The organism is Dyadobacter sp. HNCC25DJ184 (assembly GCF_056895215.1).
Map to the genome: position 1 here is coordinate 400,897 of NZ_JBXHAQ010000001.1, position 19,850 is coordinate 420,746.

General features: G+C 42.5%; 15 protein-coding genes. 3 read left to right on the plus strand and 12 right to left on the minus strand.

Annotation, left to right across the window (positions count from 1 at the left end):
• Window positions 1-52: 52 nt before the first annotated feature.
• The 8 genes from AC1XUD_RS01605 to AC1XUD_RS01640 all read right to left on the minus strand — a co-directional run bounded on the left by AC1XUD_RS01605 (window position 53) and on the right by AC1XUD_RS01640 (window position 13,369).
• Complete coding sequence (locus AC1XUD_RS01605; RefSeq protein ID WP_483359469.1) at window positions 53-1,495, minus strand: TolC family protein; 1,443 nt, start codon at window positions 1,493-1,495, stop codon at window positions 53-55.
• Entirely contained in the window at window positions 1,488-4,691 is a 3,204-nt protein-coding gene (locus AC1XUD_RS01610; protein WP_483359188.1) for an efflux RND transporter permease subunit, read from the minus strand. The genes AC1XUD_RS01605 and AC1XUD_RS01610 overlap by 8 nt, the downstream gene beginning before the upstream one ends.
• A gap of 26 nt (window positions 4,692-4,717) precedes the next feature.
• Window positions 4,718-5,800 carry an efflux RND transporter periplasmic adaptor subunit gene (locus tag AC1XUD_RS01615; protein WP_483359189.1) on the minus strand — a complete coding sequence of 361 codons (1,083 nt, stop codon included), beginning with the start codon at window positions 5,798-5,800 and terminating at the stop codon, window positions 4,718-4,720.
• A gap of 169 nt (window positions 5,801-5,969) precedes the next feature.
• Entirely contained in the window at window positions 5,970-6,380 is a 411-nt protein-coding gene (locus tag AC1XUD_RS01620; RefSeq protein ID WP_483359190.1) for a hypothetical protein, read from the minus strand.
• A 488-nt stretch (window positions 6,381-6,868) separates the two neighbouring features.
• Window positions 6,869-9,475: a phosphatidylglycerol lysyltransferase domain-containing protein gene (locus AC1XUD_RS01625; RefSeq protein ID WP_483359191.1), complete on the minus strand. Its 2,607-nt coding sequence runs from the start codon at window positions 9,473-9,475 to the stop codon at window positions 6,869-6,871.
• A 17-nt stretch (window positions 9,476-9,492) separates the two neighbouring features.
• A complete protein-coding gene (locus AC1XUD_RS01630; RefSeq protein WP_483359192.1) occupies window positions 9,493-10,332 on the minus strand; it encodes a polysaccharide deacetylase family protein in 840 nt (279 codons plus the stop codon).
• A 20-nt stretch (window positions 10,333-10,352) separates the two neighbouring features.
• A complete protein-coding gene (locus tag AC1XUD_RS01635; RefSeq protein WP_483359193.1) occupies window positions 10,353-12,539 on the minus strand; it encodes a response regulator in 2,187 nt (728 codons plus the stop codon).
• A 134-nt stretch (window positions 12,540-12,673) separates the two neighbouring features.
• Window positions 12,674-13,369, minus strand: a complete 696-nt coding sequence (locus tag AC1XUD_RS01640) for a LytR/AlgR family response regulator transcription factor (protein ID WP_483359194.1) — start codon at window positions 13,367-13,369, stop codon at window positions 12,674-12,676.
• A gap of 324 nt (window positions 13,370-13,693) precedes the next feature.
• On the opposite strand from AC1XUD_RS01640, the gene AC1XUD_RS01645 reads away from it, so the two are divergent.
• Window positions 13,694-14,260 (plus strand): hypothetical protein, encoded by a 567-nt coding sequence (locus AC1XUD_RS01645; RefSeq protein ID WP_483359195.1) that lies wholly within the window; start codon window positions 13,694-13,696, stop codon window positions 14,258-14,260.
• Between the two features lie 110 nt (window positions 14,261-14,370).
• The gene (locus AC1XUD_RS01650) at window positions 14,371-14,706 is read left to right on the plus strand and encodes a BON domain-containing protein (protein ID WP_483359196.1); all 336 of its coding nucleotides are present in this window, start codon (window positions 14,371-14,373) and stop codon (window positions 14,704-14,706) included.
• Window positions 14,707-14,710: 4 nt separating this feature from the next.
• Here AC1XUD_RS01650 and AC1XUD_RS01655 read toward each other — a convergent pair whose 3' ends face one another.
• Window positions 14,711-14,992 (minus strand): hypothetical protein, encoded by a 282-nt coding sequence (locus tag AC1XUD_RS01655; RefSeq protein ID WP_483359197.1) that lies wholly within the window; start codon window positions 14,990-14,992, stop codon window positions 14,711-14,713.
• Between the two features lie 57 nt (window positions 14,993-15,049).
• On the opposite strand from AC1XUD_RS01655, the gene AC1XUD_RS01660 reads away from it, so the two are divergent.
• Window positions 15,050-15,286 (plus strand): hypothetical protein, encoded by a 237-nt coding sequence (locus tag AC1XUD_RS01660; RefSeq protein ID WP_483359198.1) that lies wholly within the window; start codon window positions 15,050-15,052, stop codon window positions 15,284-15,286.
• Between the two features lie 44 nt (window positions 15,287-15,330).
• On the opposite strand, the gene AC1XUD_RS01665 is transcribed toward AC1XUD_RS01660, so the two are convergent.
• From AC1XUD_RS01665 to AC1XUD_RS01675, 3 genes are all read right to left on the minus strand, one after another.
• Window positions 15,331-15,834: an META domain-containing protein gene (locus AC1XUD_RS01665; protein WP_483359199.1), complete on the minus strand. Its 504-nt coding sequence runs from the start codon at window positions 15,832-15,834 to the stop codon at window positions 15,331-15,333.
• A gap of 369 nt (window positions 15,835-16,203) precedes the next feature.
• The gene (locus tag AC1XUD_RS01670; RefSeq protein ID WP_483359200.1) at window positions 16,204-17,499 is read right to left on the minus strand and encodes a beta-barrel domain-containing protein; all 1,296 of its coding nucleotides are present in this window, start codon (window positions 17,497-17,499) and stop codon (window positions 16,204-16,206) included.
• Complete coding sequence (locus AC1XUD_RS01675; protein ID WP_483359201.1) at window positions 17,499-19,706, minus strand: peptidase domain-containing ABC transporter; 2,208 nt, start codon at window positions 19,704-19,706, stop codon at window positions 17,499-17,501. Before AC1XUD_RS01675 ends, AC1XUD_RS01670 begins: the two co-directional genes overlap by 1 nt.
• Window positions 19,707-19,850 lie beyond the last annotated feature (144 nt).

Below are 19,850 nucleotides of genomic sequence, written 5' to 3' on the forward strand. Positions count from 1 at the left end.
AAACGAGGCGCTTCCCAATGCTAATAAACTACTTATTCAATTCAAATATCCCTCAATTCCAACCCCCACCTAAGGCACGATAAATATTAACCGTTGCATTCATTTGGGCTGTTTTTGTTTCGATCAGGTCGAAGCGGGCTTCCAGGGCGTCTCTTTGGGTTAAGAGTACTTCCATATAGTCGGCGCGTGCAGAACGGAAGAGACCATTGGAAATCGTTACTGATTGGGTTAGTGCCTGAACTTCTCTTTGTTTCAGATCATAGGTCTGGCCCAGGTTATTGATATTGTTTAGCTGATTCACTACTTCAATATATGCGTTTAGCAGCGTCCGTTCATAATTGTAAACGGCCTGGATTTGCTTGGCGGTCGCATTGGCGTAGTTCGCTTTTATTGCGTTCTTGTTAATCAATGGTCCGGCCAAATCGCCTACGAGGGTAGCTAACAATGATTCAGGTAATTTGGCAATGTAAGTCGGGCTGAATGCCTGGAGACCTAGTGTTGCCGAAAGACCCAAAGAAGGGTAGAAGTTGGCTCTCGCTACTTGTATATCAAGTTTTGCTGCCAATAATTCCTGCTCTGCTTGTCTGATGTCCGGACGGTTTTGCAGTAATTGTTGCGGAACCCCAGTTTGTGCAATTTGCGGTGTCAACGTCTCGAAATCCTGAGTACTCCTCTGAACAGGCTGCGGATATCTACCCAACAAGAAGTTGATCTTGTTTTCGGTTACGGTAATCCGTTGTTTGATGCCATATTGCAAGCTTTGCGTATTCAACACCTGCGCTTCAAAACGGCGAACTGCGAGTTCGGTTACCCTTGTGGCTTCCTTTTCCATTCTTACCACTTTCAAGGCGTTGTTCTGAATCTCAATGTTCTGTTGGATAATGGCCAACTGACGATCCAATGCCAGCAATTCGTAATATGAATTAGCGATTTCGGCGATCAGATTAGTCATCATGAAATTCTTACCCTCCACGGATGCCAGATATCTGTTAACCGCAGCTTTTTTCGCATTCCGCAGTTTATGCCAGATATCGACTTCCCATCTTGCAAAAGCGGCTACCCGAAGATCGGGTAGGGGCTCCGGCATTTCTTTTCCCGGCTTGATATCTGTCGTAGCTTCGGCTGCGCCCATATTGGTATATCGGCCCAGTTTCTCTACGCCAGCTCCGCCGCCAAGGCCAACGAATGGCATATATTCCCCTTTTCTGGCCTGAATCTCGTTTTTGGAGATCTCAATTTCCTGCAAGGTAATATTCAACTCCTGGTTGTTTTTGAAGGCTGTGTCGATCAGCGCTACCAGATTTGGATCGCTGAAATATTCTCTCCACAGTACCTTTCCCGAGTTGCTGGTCGAGTCGGTGTTCTCCGAGCCGGTGTAGCTCGCAGAGACATTTTTGCGCTCCTGTTTCTGCACGGTGTTGGGTGCGTTACAGGCGGCGAATGCGAGGGTGACAAACGCCACCCCTATATAACTGGCTATCTTTTTATTATACATGATCTTCTTTCTCATCGCTTTGGGTAAAATTGTCAACTGCATGGACAAATCCTTCTGACAACGGACTGTCGTCTTCATCTCTGATCATTTGTCGGCCATCAGCCAAACTGCCAAATATGAAGTACAAACCAGGGATGATAATAACCCCAAAGATGGTTCCGAATAGCATACCACCGAGAGCCGATGCACCGATGGTACGGTTACCAATCGCTCCGGCGCCGCTTGCCGTGATCAACGGGATCAGACCTGCAACGAACGCGAACGAGGTCATCAGGATTGGACGGAAACGTACTTTCGCTCCTTCGATGGCAGCGTTCAGAATCGTTTCGCCCTGCTGTCGCTTCTGGACGGCGAATTCCACGATCAGTACGGCGTTTTTACCCAACAACCCGACCAACATGATCAAACCGATCTGAGCGTAGATGTTGTTTTCCAACCCCATCAATTTCAACAACAGGAAAGAACCAAATACCCCAACCGGAAGCGAGAACACAACAGCCAAAGGAATAATGAAACTTTCATATTGCGCAGCCAACACAAAGTAAACGAAGGCCAATACGATCAGGAATACATATAGCGACTCATTTCCGCGGCTCGCTTCGTCATATGAAAGACCTTCAAAAGCGATATCATATCCTTTTGGCAAAGTTTTCACCGCGACTTCGCGAATTGCCTGGATGGCGTCAGCAGTGGTATATCCCTTGGCCGGAAGACCCTGGATCGCTGCTGAGTTATATAAGTTGAAGCGGGTAATCTCGTTTGGTCCCTGCCCTTTTTTAAGCGTCATGAATGACGAGTAAGGTACCATTTCGCCTGCGTCGTTTTTCACGAAAAGCTTCAGCAAATCAGATGGAAGTCTTCTGAAGCTTGGATCAGATTGTACATATACTTTAAAGAACTGGTTGAACTTGATAAAACCTTGTTCGTAAGTACTACCAATCATGATGTTCAGGTTATCCATCGCTTTTCCGATCGATACTCCTTTCTGCATGGCCAGTTTATTGTCAATCTCCAATTCGTATTGAGGATAGTTCGCGGCAAAGAAGGTAAACAAACCTGTCAGCTCTTTGCGCTTGCCAAGGTTAGCCATGAACTCCTTGTTGATTTTGTCGAACTCGCGGTAATCAGTATCGGTTGTTTTATCCAATAGACGCATCGAGAAACCACCCGAAGTACCGAAACCTGGAATGGCCGGTGGTTCGAAGAATTCCACTACGGCACCCAATCCTCTGGTTTTGCCTTCCAGTTCTTCCATGATTTCCTTCACGTTTTGCTTCCGATCGGACCATGGTTTTAAGTTGATCAAACAAGTACCGGCGTTGGAACCCCGACCCTCTGTCATAATCTCATAACCAGCCAAAGACGATACCGACTCAATTCCATCAACTTCTTCACAAATCTTTTGAAGACGACGGGATACCTCGTTGGTTTTTTCCAGCGTAGATCCTGGAGGAGTCTGGATGATCGCATAGATCGTACTCTGATCCTCATTAGGAATAAAACCTGCGGGCAGAATTTTATTCTCGTAAGCAATACCCGCACAGAAAGCTAGCAGGATGACAAAAGTCAATACTCTTCTGCTCACGATCAACTTCAGCAAGCCCACGTACCATCCGGTCATTTTTTCAAAACCCTGGTTGAAACCGTCTAGTGCCCTGCTCAGAATGTTTTTCTTTTTGGCGTGTCCATGATGGTTTTTCAACAACATCGCACACAATACCGGCGTAAGCGTCAAGGCGATTAAGGCCGAGATGACGATGGAGCTGGCCATTGTGATGGAGAACTGGCGATAGAAAGTACCGACTGGTCCTGACATAAACGATATCGGAAGGAATACCGAAACCATTACGGCTGTGATGGCGATAATCGCACCACTAATTTCACCCAACACTTTTTTGACAGCAGAAAACGGCGATAAATGAGGCTCTTCTTCCATTTTAGCATGGACGGCCTCGACGACGACAATCGCATCATCGACCACAATACCAATCGCAAGTACAAGGGCAAAAAGTGTGATGAGGTTGATGGAAAGTCCAAAAGCCTGAATCACAAAGAACGCACCGATCAGGGATACCGGAACGGCAAGGATCGGAATCAAAGTTGAACGCCAGTCGCCAAGGAATATAAATACCACCAGGGCCACAAGGATAAAGGCGTCACGCAAAGTATCAATTACCTGCTCTATTGACGCATCGAGGAAGTTAGAAACGTCATAACTGATTTTATAGTCCACGCCCGGAGGGAAGGATTCTTTCATCACGGCCAGCTTCTCTTTTACCTGCTCAATTACGTCACTGGCATTACTACCATAGTTTTGTCTCAATACAATCGCGGCAGAAGCCTTTCCATCCAAATTGGAATAGATATCAAAGAATTCACTACCTAATTCAACTTTGGCAATGTCCTTAAGATGTATACTTTCACCCTGAGAATTGGCCCTTACTATAATATCTTCATATTCTTTAGGATCGCTATATCGCCCTTTGTAGGTAAGCACATATTCAAGTGACTGTGCAGCTATACCAGAACTTTGACCAATACGACCCGGACGACCGATGATACTTTGCTCACCAATCGCTTTCATTACTTCTTCTGTCGAGATACTATATGCACGCATACGTTCCGGATTCAACCAAACACGCATCGCATATCTACGGCTACCCAATATTTGCGCCCTTGCTACCCCTTTGGTACGTTGCAGCTCGGGGATCATTTTTACAGTGGCGTAGTTGAAAAGGAATTTTTCGTCGATACTCTTTTCTTTTGAAAAAAGGTTGACGTACATCAACATACTTGGCTGAACGGGCGAAATAATAACCCCTTCGCGCTGAACTAGTTCTGGTAAAAGAGGCATTACCTGATCCACCCTCGTCTTTACCCGGATCACCGCTACGTTGGGATCCGTCCCGGGCTCGAAGATAATTCTGAGGGTTGCTTCACCAGCACTGGTTGCATCGGTTGCGATATAACGCATATCCTGAACCCCGTTGATCGCCTGTTCCAGCGTAATCAGCGTGGACTTGACCAACACATCGGCACTGGCACCGGGGTAAGCGATAAATATGTTTACAGTCGTTGGCGCAATATCCGGGAATTGGGAAATAGGTAATTTCTCAATTGCCAGGATGCCTATAAAGACTATCATGATCGATATCACGATAGCGAATACAGGTCTTCGTATGAATTGATTAAACATGTCTTTTGATTTTTTTTAATGCCTCCTTATTCGGCATATAGACTTAAATGAGACATTACTGAGTCAGGCTGTACGAAAGTGGCGTGGATCTTTTCGTTTTCGTGTACCTGGCGTAAACCTTCAAGCAGGATTCTGTCATCCTTTTTAAGACCAGCCGTAACCACGAAAATGTGAGGAAGTTCTGCGCCGACAGTGATTTCTCTTGAACGAATCACATTGTCTTTATCAACCACATAAACATATTTCTTTTCCAATACCTCGAAAGTGGCTTTTTGCGGGATCATCAACGCATGCTTCAGCGGCGTAGTGATAACGATACTGCCCGTTTCTCCATGTCTTAAAAGGCCTTTTGGATTTGGGAATGTAGCACGGAAAGCGATGTTACCCGTTTCATTATTAAAATCAGCCTCAATCGTTTCAACAATCCCGGTATGGTCAAAATATTCGTTGTTGGCCATACGTAGCTTCACGACTTCTTTATTGTTGGATTTCAGACCGTTCTGATAATTCAGATATTCAGCTTCCGGTACGTTGAAGTATACCCACATTTTGCTGTTGTCTGAGAGGGTAGTTAACAAGTCTCCCTCGTCAACAAGACTTCCCAACCGCACCTGGAAGTGATCCATAATACCATCAAAAGGCGCTTTCACCTGTGTAAAACCAAGGTGAACAGATGTCAGGGATAGCTCAGCTTTGGCCTTGTCCAATTTTGCTTTCGCAAGAGCCAGCTCATTTTTCGAAACGATATTGCTGTCTGCAAGTGCCTTTGTATTTCTGTATTCAACATCGGCAAAATTTGCTTCTGCCTGCGCTTTTTGTTGTTCTGCCTCATACAGCATCGGCATGATCTGGAACATCATCTGCCCCTTTTTGATATGCTGACCTTCGTCAACAAATATCTTTTGCAAATAACCCTTTTCCAAAGCCCGTAATTCGATATGGCTGATGGCGCGGATTTGACAAACGTAATCTTTGTCAATAAGGGTGTCTTTTTCAACCGGACTGGTCACAAGGAATTTGACTTCCTCTTCCTTTTCTTCTTTCTTGGATTCACAGCCTGTTTGGTAAAACAACGCAGACAAGCTCATGAGCATGAGAATTCTCTTCATGATAATTTTTGCTATTTAAGACAATTTGATTTTTTGATAATTATTTAATTGAGTGATAGCATGTTGTAACATGCCAGGGGTTTGGTGAGCTGAAAGGTCGATATTGTCTTTACAGCAAAAGCAATGAAATGAAAGACTATGGATCCAACTTCCCTCTTTGAATTGCGGCTCAAAGTCGGAGAACTTGTAGTGTTAGATACCTTGAAGACCCGTTCGCCAGATGTTGAAAAAAGATCAACTGTTTTTGGGTTTCGGAAAAAAGATATCTGAGTTTTTGAATATAAGGAGCGGTAAAATAGTGGCTGGCAGAAGCTGTTTTTCTGGCAAAATCAAATTTTAGGGAAGTATCTTCTGTTTCTTCGGAGAAAAACTGTTCGTCGTTCTCAATGCCTGATATAGCATATTTGATAGTAGCACGCTCGACTTCAGTGCAGGTTGAAACGGCGCATTCTGACCTTTGAAGAATTTTGCCTGTATCATTTCCGTCAAAATCCTCTTTGACATTGGCGTGTACAAAACCATATCCGCCTAATAAAAGAGTACATAACGTCAGAATATATTTCCTTAATACTTTTTTCATTCAGAGTTAGGGTTTGAGCAGATGGAAGAAACTTTGGTTTGCATATCTTAATTCACTCAGCGGAAATGCAATACTTCTAGTCGTCTTCAAAGTGTCATAATATTGATATTCAGTGTATATGAGGTCAATGGTTTTAGTTTTGACCTGGAAACAAATTATCAGCAGATTCTTCGAATATTGCGGGAGGAGTGGTGACAAAAAATTACATTTTTCATAGAAGTGAGCTTTTAGTAAAACATATACAAAAAGCGTATATTTTCCTTAACTACATGTTAAAAGCGTGTTAAAAGGCCATTAAAATGTAGGTCAAAAAATTCCCTAAACGGAGAAAAATGACATTTTTTGGGCAATGGTTATAAAAAATGGGATTAAAAAAAGAGCTGTTTCCAGGCAAAAACGTCCCGAAAATTTGTGAGCGGATGATTTGTACCAATTGGGTAACAATGGTAGAAAACGAATTTCTTGGTAATATCTGACCGGAATCGTACCTAAGGTTTAATAACCTTGGTCAACACCCCAGGTACCTTAAAAAGATCGAAATCCTGGTCGTATAGCAGATACTTATTGTGCCACTCGGGAGAGAATTTTTCTTTATACGCCCGCAGTCCCTGATAGTGAGAAAATGACCTGATTTTCTCATATGCGAACTTCATCGATCGCTCAGGAAAGTTTCGAGGATCCGTAATGCCGGACAATGGCGCAAAGCCCAGATTAACAGAGGAGTAACCCTTGGCTTTCAAGAAATAGAACATCTCAACCATGATGAAATCGATGACTCCGTTGGGAGCGTCTTTTGTCTTGCGGATCAGATCGTAGGTCCCTTCCCCAGTGGCGTAATCTGGGATAATATTGAGGAATGCAAATACTTTTGATTCAGCATTTTCAATCGTGATAATGGTCTGATGCCTAAGCTCTTCGTGGATAAACATTCCCTGAGAAAAAACAATCTCCGAACGGTTCGTTTCTGACAGCCATTCGTTTGAAACCGCTTCGAGTTTACTTAGTACATCGTCGCCAACCGGAGTACTGTATATTTTGCTAACGAATCCCTGATCTTTTACTTTTTTAATGGCATTCCGAATTGATTTCTTAGCTCCCCCATCCATGCTAAACGACGTCAGGTCAAGCACACCTTCTTGGCCTAGAAACAGTTTCTTTTTTGATGGGAAAGCAAATAACTTTTCCTCGGGAACTCTGAAATAAATGCTTTTCAGGCCATGCCAGTCACAATATTCGTCAAAGGATTTGGCACATTCCAGCAGGTTTTCTTCCGTTGCAACAGGGCACTCCAGTACAACCGCGAAGTTTCCAACGATGCGATATGACACAAACCCGCCTGTCACTTCGCACCGGAAAATAAGTTTGTCAAAATAGGATTTGAAATAATCGAGCGGTGAATTTCCGTATTTGACTAGCTCCACTTTTGCCCACTCCAGGTCGGTTTGATATACTTCGGAGTTGACAAAGTATGGTCGTACGAGCGCATAAACAAGAAAAGATATCGAAAGGAAACCGCTGATATTCAGAGTGTAAAGAAAATCCCGGGCGAAGTCGTCACGTGCGTTGAGATCAGCACTGCCTACTAAAAAGAAATTAGCAAAGGTATATGTAACAGATTGTTTAAAACTAAAATCTATTCCGAAATGCTTTTCATCTAAAAAGTAGAATCCAATGCAACCATATATCAAAACCGCCACGCAGCTAAATGAAGTGACGACAATGCCCATGATTCCGAATCGGCGGCTGTTTTTAATATAATAATCTTTTTTTGATACCAAAAGGATGATTCCGACCACAAGGGAAAAAGCAGATTCTTCATAATCAATTGCTTTTGTAAGGTTGCCGACCAGTGAAATGAAGCAAAGCGCGATGGCAAAGTACCATGCCATTCGCAATCCTTTAAACAGAAATGCTGCAGTCACCAACAGGAAAAGACCAGTCAGCAGGACAAAAAAGTTGGATACTGCGATGGCACTCATCGGCAGAAATTCTTTCAAAAAATGAAGGCGTGTGCCTATGGCTGGTGTGACGACAGAAATGATATTGATAATACCAAGAATGAATAGAAGCATCGCCGGAAATATCCTCAGCAGCAGCTTATTAATCTTGATCAAAAAGCTCAACGCACCGAGCATAAGGGGTAACCAAAACTCAAAAAATCTGTAGAAAAAGGTGACAGATATGGCGTCCACATTGCTGAATCCAAACCGGATCAGAACATATGTCATAGAGAATTCGATGGCGCCGATACCTCGGAGAAACGGGGAGACGATCAACAGAATCACCGAAGTGATATACCCTAAAATTGCGACGGACAGAGAGGGCTCAAGGTGTAACGCGAGCATAGCGACATAGAGATGTGCTATTCCCGTCAATTCTATCACTACGCTATAAAATACAGTTAGCAAAAAGAATTTGGACTGTATCTTGTTGCTAATCAGATTGTCCAGGTATTCCTCCGCGACCGGCCACTGATCGACCAGTCTTTTGTAAAGAAATCCTCGAGTTTGAAAGGATCGATAGAATGCATATGCAATGATTATCAGAACGATGGTTGCGCCGAGAGCTATCCATTCTCCGTAACCAAGGCCGCCTGTTGTCAACGCTACCAGAAACGCTGGAATGGCGACAATTACCACCGACAGGATGCCGACGAAAGCATATATGGAAGAGGCAAAATGTACTTGCGTTTTCGTAATGCCTTTATCTTCAATCGGTTTTGAGAAGAAGGCCAGAGACGATATTCCTCCGGCAGGCAAAAAAACGCTGACAAAATTTCGCTTAAGAAAAAGGACAATGGCATCTGCCCAAGACAGATTTGTTCCGATTGCAGCGAAAGAATTGATATACATCAGTGCCTGAAGTATGACGTAAAATATGGTCAGGAGCGTCCCGACAATAATCCATGCCCATTTGGAGGTCGACAAAACTTGTTTTACCTGATGTAGCTCCCCCTGCTCATGTTGGAAAAACCAAACAGCCAGGGCGAGAGAAAGTACGGTAAATATCGATTGGAAAATGACCTTCAGATTGTCCTGAACAAATTGAATCTCTGACTTTCGGAAGAATCGAAACTGTTTGGCTGTTAAATTCATAACGTGAGTATAAGTGCTTACTTCCCTTTCAGAGGATAGTCCTGCAGTTTTGCAAAAGAGTAGCCGTTTTTTTGCAGAATGGGAAGTGTTTTTTCAAGTGCCTCAAAGTTGTTCCATTCCGGATGATTGAAATGCATAATAATCAGTGCGCCCGGTTTGACGTGGGTCAATATACTTTCCTCAATCGTTTTGGCGGGTGTAAACGGAACCGCGTCACCAGATAGCACATCAAAACTGATCATAGTGACCCCCAGTTGATGGGCAATTTTGGCACAGGCTTCATCGGTAAAAGCCGTAGCTGAACGGAAAAATGTGGGTCTCCTGCCTGCTATGAACTCGATTTTTCGTTCGTTGGCTTCTATTTCGTCAAATGCATCTGGGACGTCCGGTGTTCCTTTTATCCCATATTCACTTTCGCCATCTACTGAACAAGGACGGTGATTCAACCCATGATTTTCGATTTCAAAAAGCGGGTCTTTGCTAAGTTCCAGAAACGTTTTGTAGTTCGCATCAATCCACTTTCCGGTTACAAACAATGTGGCCGGGATCCTTTTTTCTCTGAGATAATTGATCAGTTGCGCATCATATCCGCTGCCGTGTGGGCCACCACATGCATCGAATGTGAGGGCCAGCAGCTTTTTGTTTGTTACCAGGTCAGTGTCAACGCCTTTTACAAATTCGCCCCAGCTGCCGGGAGTGGCGTGGGCGAATTCTTTGTCAACCTGATCTTTTTTTGACATGTAAGATTGATCCTGATATAACTGCCGTAACCAGGTCCCATTGTCCGGTGCGATTGTTTGAGCTTTACAAAAATTCCCGAGACTTAATCCGAGAACAAGAAGTAATAAATATTTCATGGGTAGAATTGCATGATGGTTTACTGAAAATGGAGGTAATATGACCGGGCCTCTTTCAAGGCCTCGCCACAGATATCGTTTATTCTATTGAAAATTTCCCGCTGGATCTCCTCGTCGGATAAACTATGTGATTTGAGGGCGTCGAGGTCATCGTTCAAAATTTCGCTTAGTCCCATAATCGAAACAGTAGAAATCATATCGTGCGCTATCCGTTTAACCTTAGTTGAATCTCCCCGGTTTAAAGCTTTTTGCAAAGCGCCAATTTGTTGTGGAATCAGGTCAACGAATTGACTTGTGGCTACTTTTTCATATTCCAGATTACCCCCGCTTATTTCCTTCATATATCGAAGGTTAATCAGTTTATATTCTTTAATATCAATTGGTTGTTTTGGTGGAGAGGTATTGTTAAGCCCGATATACTTTTCAATAGTTGATTTAACTTTAGTCTGGGAAATTGGCTTTGCGATATGATCATTCATTCCAAAACTTATGCATTTTTCTCGTTCTCCAGCCATGGCGTGCGCAGTCATTGCAATAATCGGAAGGTTAAGCTTTAGATTATTCCTGATCTCCATAGTTGCGGCATATCCGTCTATTTCAGGCATTTGAATATCCATAAAGACGAGGTCAAAGGATTCGTGTTTCAGAATTTCAATCGCATCCTTCCCGTCACCAACTGCTCTGTATGATATTCCGAGTCCGTTCATATACTGAGCCATTAGAGACTGGTTCACAATATTGTCTTCAACGATAAGCACCTTTATTCCTTCGTGTTGAAGCGAATCACGATGTGCCGCAGGTGAACTTTGCTGAGTTTGATCAGAGGAAACTGTATGATAAGGTATGCGGACAATTACAGTGGTGCCTATTCCCGGTGTACTTTTTAGTTCAATGGTTCCATCTTGTAAATGAACCAGATCCCTTGCTATCGAAAGTCCAAGTCCGGTTCCGCCAAACTTGCGGGTTGTAGCATCTTCGGCCTGCCGAAACCTTTCGAATATGCTATCAATTTTGTTTTCCTCAATTCCAATTCCAGTGTCATGAATATTAAATTCGATATCCACCTTATTGGCACCAGTTTTCTGCGCTTTGATTGTGAGGATAATGCCTCCATTGACTGTGAACTTTACTGCATTCCCAATTAGATTAACAAGAATTTGTGAGAGGCGTGTTGCATCACCATTCAATAGATCCGGGGCGTTCTCAGGAAATTGAGTAGTTATGAAAAGACCCTTATCTTCAATTTTGTGGGTAAACATGGTCGTCACCGATTGAACCAGTTCTTTAAGGCTGAAAGGGGCGTTCTCAATACGCATCATTCCTGATTCGATTTTAGACAAATCAAGAATATCATTTACAATTGTTAGCAATGTCTGTCCAGACTGCTGAACGGTTTGAATATGAAGGCGGGATTCGGAGTCGAGCTGTTTTTGCTGGATCAGATCGGTATACCCCAGGATGGCGTTCAACGGAGTCCTGATTTCATGACTCATATTGGCTAGAAAGTTCTCTTTGATCTGCGCCGCATCTCTAAGCTTACGTTCACTTTCATTGAGCTTTGCAATTAATTCAGCCTGTTTTTTATTCCGGGTCGAAATGAGCAGAAATCCTCCCACGATTAAAAACAATACCAGAAACAGAATATATTGGTTATACTTCAACACCTTATTGCCATTCTGATCCACCGCCTCGGTTTTTTTGGCCAGGGCGTAATTCATGGAGATATTGAGCTTGTCGATCAGGTTCTTAATACCATCTCCACTCTGGAGTGGTTCTTTTTCGCTGATCAATCGAACCGCCGCAGGTCTTCCGGCCGAATAAAAGTTGTCGATTAAAACTCGGTCAAACTCCATTCTCTGCTCAAGCATTTTGCTGAGTTGAGCAATATCAGGTTGATACTCCGAGTCACTATTCCGCGTCAGGAAAAGCGCATGCTCCCTTATTTTTGCAATGTGGGTATCGATGTTGCCAATGCTGATGGAGTCGCCCGTGATGACGGCGAGTTTGATTCTATTTTCGACGATCAGCAGATCTTTTTGCAACTCCGTCAAATGCCCACTCATCGCGTAGTGTTTAAGCAACACCTCATTACTCCTTATAAGGGTTTTGACATTGCCGTTTGTGAAATATTGCACAACGAGCAGGAGTGCTATTCCAATTGCGAAACTGGTTGCAATGAAAGTAAAGGAGAATTGCCTGATTTTCATATTGACCTGATATGCTAACTATTTTAACTCAACATATAAAACTACGTCAATCCCAAAGCATAGACAATGCACCGGAGTCAGACAGGCCTGTTCTCTCGCTCAAAGGGTAAGAATGATCGTTTAACAGGGGGGCATTAGATAATTCTCAGGCGTTTGCTGAGCGCTGACCGATATGTATCGGCAACAGGAACGGTCTTGCGGTTAATGATCAACGTGCCACCTTCGATGGTATCAATCTTACTGACTTGAATGATAAAGGAACGATGCACGCGCAAAAACCGGGTATCGGGCAGTTTGGCTTCGACCTGCCGGAGCGTAGAGTGAATGGAGTAAAAAGATTCTGAAGTATATAGTTTGACATAGTCGCCGGTGGCTTCAGCAAAAAGTATATCATCTATATTAATCCTGCGCACAATATTCGAATCACGAATAAATATGAAGCTGTCGTTTTCAACTTTCACTTCCTGACTTCTGCTTCGCTGAATTTCCTTCGCCTTTTCAACTGCTTGTAAAAAACGCGCGGGCATTATAGGTTTGGTGATATAGTCGGCTACGTTGAGCTCAAATGCCTCGGATGCGTATTCACGGTTGCCGGTTACGAAAATAATGATGGTCTTTTTATTAGAAAGGCTTTTTACCAGCTCGATGCCGGTCATACCTTCCATTTCAATGTCAAGGAAAAGCAAATCAATACTTTCAGACATAATTTTCTGAAACGCTTCAATGGCATTTTCATATTCTCCAAGAAGTTCGAGATCATTGGTCTGTTGAATCAATTGCTTCATTGCGCCGCGTGCAATGATGTTGTCGTCGACGATTAGACAGTTCATAATTTAAAACCTGATAGTTCACCTGTTGGGGTGAGTTTCTTTGAAAACGGATACAATGATAGAAACTTGAAAGCAAAGAAAGTAGAGTTTTGAGTCAACTTTATTTGGAGAAAATTGTAACCGGAAATACGCAAGTTCTTGATGGCGGAGTTGTTACATGTCCAAAAAAAGCCGCATATATCAATACAAAGGCCGTTCCGTCCGAAACAAAAGACACTTTGGAGGGTTTTGCCGACAGGTTTTGCCTTTCTACCTATTTTCTATTTCCGGTTTTGAGTGCCGGATATAGTTTTGGATCATTGATTCACAATCACCAAAAAAAAGATGAAAAAGATAATCGCATCCGTCGCTGTAGCACTTTTCGCAATTGTATCGCTACAAACCCAAGCTCAAACCGCAACTAAGGAGGTAAAAAAAGAGCAAAAAACAGAAAAGAAAGCCGAACGTAAGGCATTACGTAAATTAGAGGGCAAACGAGTTAGCCAAACGGCCAAAAATTCATTTTTAGTCGATTTTGGAAATGTTTCGGGTGCAACGTGGATTCGTGGCCCGCAATTTGACGAAGTTACATTTGTTCAGAATGGCACTAAAAAGACGGCATATTATGATTATTATGCTAAGCTTGTTGGCACCACAACCAATGAGAAGTTCTCAGATATTCCGGCCAATGCCCAGAAAAATATTCAGAAGGACTACAAAAGCAAAGGATATGTAATTGGAGCAGTAGTGAAGTACGACGACAATGTGAATAATGATTCTGATATGCTGATGTTTGGTACTCAATTTGAGGATGCTAACCATTATTTCGTGACAATAACGAAAGATGGACACGAGGAAGTGTTGATGGTTTCCTTGGATGGAGAAATTTCATATTTCAAAAAAGTTTCTTGATCGCACACGCGCATTGGTATAATCTCAACCTGTGCTAATGCGCGTTTCCGGTTAGATCCGGAATATTGTTACTTCGTCAACAAACAAATCATAAGGAAACGTTTTGAATTATGCGTGCGAATTCCGAAAATACAGAATACTGGAGCGATGAAGATGCTCATGAACAAACAGACCAGGAGTTGACCCAAAACATACTGGCTGCGCTTTTTTTACATGAAATTCATGCTGAATTTATTCGTGTCCGCGTTCTGCACAGAGATGCATATCTGGAGGGAACAGTGGCCGATGAAAAAGAAAGGATGCTTGCCCAGGAATATGTCGGGGATATTTTCGGTGTAAGGACGGTAATCAACTATCTGACTTTTCCCCACAAGCATAAATATTCAGTAGTTTTGATAAAAACAAAGAGCTTGTCTTCCGGGAAAGGCAGGCTCTCTGTTTCTTAAAAGCTCATTTGAGTCTGGGCTTTTCCCACGCGATATTGATCTGATCGTTGATCACTTTTGATACTTTGCCATCCGGCCCTTTTACAAATATCATTTTCCGGTTGATCGTCTTGTCAAATAATTTTGTATCGGAAATGGCGCCACTTTGTAAAAGTTTGAGGGAATCGAATCCAAACCATTCAATCTCTAAAATACCGTATTGAATCGTTTTTTTACAGAAAAACGTCTTTTTCTTCTTGCACCAAAAAATCTGGTTTTTTCTCCAAAAAATTCTTTTATTGTACATGGATTGGTGCCTGCTATGGGAAGCAGGTGTGGTGATTAATGGAAACAAAAATATAAGATGGGAAAGGGTAAAGATTTGTTTGGCCACTATTACGATTTGGGTTCGTCAAAAGGTTTGAAGAGCAAGGAATATGAATATGCGTGCGTTTTGTTTCAGGCACTATTGATGGTGGGAGAAAGAAAGGTATACGAGCTTCTGGAAGAGGCAGACGCAACGGGGCAAAAGCTTACTTTTGTTTATCCGGAAGGTGCTAACTCTCAGACACCTCAAGGGATTGTACTCACGGGAGGGTAACTACGTATATTACTAGCGTTTGTTTCGAATTTCAAGACGCTATTTCAGTATCTTATGATGCCGAACATAAGCACCAGTTGATTGTTATGATAGAGGTTGAGTGTCTGGTCTGCGATATCGAATTCGAAAGGTGTTTTGAGCAACTTTGAGAAGTCTCGTTCCAACTGGTTATTAGCATCGTTTTCGCATATCATTAAAGTAGTCATGATTTTGCTGAAAGAGATTTTTCCATTTTTCACAACAAATTGCCCCGTCATCGTATTGCAGCCATTATTGCCATTGAAATTACCAGTCGAACGGTCCAGAACCAGAAAAGCGCCATCTGCAACAGGCGACTTTCCGTTAATTTGTATCAGTTTCCAATTATTTGATGTAGTGAAAAGCTTTTGATAAAGGCTATCATTTATGATCACATTATTTGTGATTTTACTTTCCTGGGCTTTACTGTCAATTTCAGGTTTTTCCTGTTGCGCCAAAACGTCCGACTGAACCGATATAGCTATGCATAATCCAAGAATTTTCTGGCCGAATTTTTTTTGGAACATCATAGTTGCAGTTGAGATATTTTTGCAGGATGTTTATTTAAGCAGTAAAGAGTGAGTAGTTCGCAAGCTGTTTAGAGATCCGTTGGTTTCCGCTAGGTCAATCGCCATCAAGTTGACGGTGATATCGAACTTTTCGGGTTATCAAAGGTACAAATTTGCTCGTTTTTTAAATCGGCCTATTGCTGCCTTCGATCTAAAGTAGCTGCCTCAGCTATCGTACGGATCAGAATTTGAGGTCATGCTTATGTTGATATTGTTTGGGGCGGTATATTGTAGCCCTCAAATTATTATCTCAAAGCCTTTTTGGGAGAAATTTTGACAGCCTACGTTGTTAATAAACGACAATATGAAAACAGGTTTCTTTTTAAGAAATCAACGGCTAAGTAATATCCTTCTTCCTTGATAGAATAGACGTTCAATTAGTCTGAGATCTTCAGTAATAATTTCACCCGAAGCGGCCATGCCTGTTTTATATACAAGTATTTTATTGAAATTTGTCGTGAGCCCATGGGGTAGGGATACAGTGGCTGCAAAATATGTATTATCCGGTGATGGAACCTTTGAAATGGAAGTGATTTTTCCGTCCACTGCCCCATATTCCTCAAAGGGGTAACCCTGAAATTTTACCAGGATACGCTGTCCGATGCTTACTCGGCCGGAGTTTGCTTGCGGGATACGGATTTCACCCATATATTTTTTTGTGTTAGTGCCGATATACATCACCTCCGTTCCCGACCTAAGTGACTGCTTTTCCTGTAAAATAGTTGAAAAAAATACATTTCCGGCCGTAGGAGCAACAAGCAAATATCGAGACTTCCAGGATTGGATTGCACTACGAAGGGTGTTTAATACCTGTCCAAAATTTTCAGTCTGCTCCTGGACAGTCCTGTCGAGCTCTAACAATTCATTCTGTTTTGCATTCATCTGTGTTTCGTTGTTAATACGAGAGGTCTCAACATTTTTAATGGGTAGTTGTTTTGCTAATACCTTACTTTCTTCTTTATATATTTCCAGATCAGCTATTACTTTTTCCGTGTGCAGTTTTTTATTGACCTTATACTCCTTTTCTGCCAGTTCCGAATCCCTCACATATATATCCCGCTGTTCACGCAATTGTATATCCATGGTTTTCGCACGCTCGATGTCATTTACCAACAATTCTCGTTTCTTGTGATAAAACCCATCTGCATACAAAGCTTTTATTTGTACAAAACTCTGTTGAAAACTTTGGTAGGCATTCTGAACTTCTCCCAAATGCTCGAAATTACGCAATGGAATTAGTCCAATCTGGGATATATTTTTCCCCTTTACAACATTTCCTATCCTATCTAATTCTCTTTCAAGATTCAATATCTCCTCATGAGCGGACGTACTTTCTACATATGCCAGTATCTCTCCCGTCTCGACCTGTTGATTTTCTTTAACAAACAACTTTTCAATGTGCCCATCTGTTTTAAGTATCACCGCTTTGGGAAGGTTGTCCGAAATGAGCCTGAAATCTACGCTGACAATGGTGGGGTAATGTATTAGCCACCCGATTGCGAAGACGATCATTAAAACAGCAAATAAAGACAGCGTCCCCCAGCGTACAAGCCATTGGGAAGGTTTCTCGAGAAAGTCACTGACAGCCTCGCTTCTTAGATCTATAACTTCGTTTGTATCTTCCATCAGTTTCCAAGCTCTAACTGGTTCTTCACTAAAGTGTAGTAATAACCTCTATTCGCCACCAGTTCCGGATGTGTCCCTTTTTCAATAATAGATCCCCGGTCTAAAACAATAATCTGATCGGCGTTTTTTACCGTGCTTAGGCGATGAGCGACAATCACTACCGTTTTACCCCTAAAAAATTCATCCAGATTTCTCATAATCACAGTTTCGTTGTTGGCGTCCAAAGCGCTGGTTGCCTCATCAAAAAAAATGTATTCCGGGTTTTTATAGACTGCCCTGGCGATCAGGATGCGCTGTTTTTGTCCTCCACTGATTCCCATCCCGCTGGTTCCTATTTTGGTGTTATACCCATTGGGTAATTCTTCAACAAAACTCCCTATGTTGGCAACTTGAACTGACTGTTTAAGTTTCTTGCGATCGATTGCACCATTTTCGTCTGACTCGCTTATATTTCGGGCGATCGAATCTGCAAAAATATATCCATCCTGCATCACAACTCCGCACTGCTTCCGCCAAAAATTATAGCTTATATTTTTTAGATTTCCATTGCCAGCCTCTATTTTTCCAGCAATGGGTTCGTGATATTTAAGCAGCAATTTTAATAAGGTCGTTTTCCCGCTCCCGCTTGCACCTACTATGGCTGTGATTTTGCCTTGCGGAATATTGAAGCTGATATTATTAAGCACCAATGGCGAACTGCTACTTCCGTAGCGGAAATCCAATCCTGATATCCGGATTGACTTGTCGTCTGGCAATTCATTGATCAGTTGCTCGTCAGGGTTTTCTTCATTAGTCATATTGTGGATTTCAGCAAGACGATCTATGCTAAGTTTAGCATCCTGATAACTCCTGATAAAAGCTATAAAGTTGTTTATCGGAACGTTCATCTGTCCAATAATATATTGCACAGAAAGCATTGCTCCCAGTGTCAGTTCTCCATTAATAACCGACCTAGCAGCTATGTAGCTAATGAATATGTTTTTAACTTCATTAATAAATCGGCCACCTTCATTTTGAGACTGGGATAAAGAGAGGCCGGCAATATTTAATTTGAACAATCTTGCCTGGACTGCTTCCCATTCCCATCGCCTGCGTTTTTCGGATCCGTTCAGTTTTATTTCCTGCATTCCGTCGATGAGCTGAATCGTACTGCTCTGATTGCCCGAGGCCTGGTCAAAATACTGATAGTCAATTCTAGCCCTTTTGGCCATAAACAATAATACCCAACCCATGTATATCCCGGATCCGACAATGAAAACGAAAAAAAGCTGAGGATTATAATGGAAAAGTATTGCACCAAAAATGGTTAATATTACCGTAGAAAAAAGTGCATCCAGTGTGGTTGCAGATAGAAACGCCTGTACGCGGTTGTGATCCTGGATTCTTTGCATAATGTCGCCTGTTGATTTCGATTCAAAGAACGAAATAGGTAAGTTCATCAGCTTCATCAAAAAATCTGACAACATACGTAGATTTATACGGCTGGTTATATGCAACAATATCCAGTTTCTGATCACGCTAAGACCGGACTGGGAGATGAAAAGTGCCAGCTGTGCCATCAGCACCACCGTTACGAAATTTAAATTACGAGTATTGATTCCGGTATCCACAATTCCCTGGGTCAAAAACGGCAGTCCTATCTGGAGTAGACTGGCGAGGAGCAGGCCCAGGAAAAGCTGCCAAACATAACCGCGGTATGGCCTGAAATAGCGCGACACAAACCCTGTCATTGATTTTTTCGGAGTATCACTGCCCTTCTGGGTAAAGAATGCAGGAGTGGTTTCGAATAACATCAGTATTCCTTCGGAGTCTTCCTTCGCATTCTTTTCAGGTATCCACCCTTTCAGGAATTCTTGCTTTGTATAAGTAATTAGTCCGTGTCCGGGATCACCTACAATTATTTTGGTGGGTGATGCTTCGTATACAACTACATAATGATGTTGTCTCCAATGGGCTATGCAGGGAAGCGGTATTTGTTCTGCCAACGTACGGTAATCTGCGCCGAGTACCAACGTACCAAATCCAATGTTCTCCGCTGCGTCCGCCAAGCCCCCCATCGTGGTGCCATCACCTCCAAGATTGGCAATTTGTCGAAGATAGGTGCTGTCAAAAGATTTGCCATGAAATTTACTGATCATGCGAATACATGTCGGACCACAGTCCATACGATCGTATTGGCGATAGAAGGGGTATTTTTTGTTTAACAAACTGATTATTTAATTTCTGTCATTTTTGTTAGCTCTTCCAAAGTCCCAAATTCCTTTTGGCCGCTTAGCGGCCAGGAAGCCGAGGACAGACTGAAGTAATGGGATTTTGCATTTACTCTCTATATCAGAGAGAAAATAGCAAAA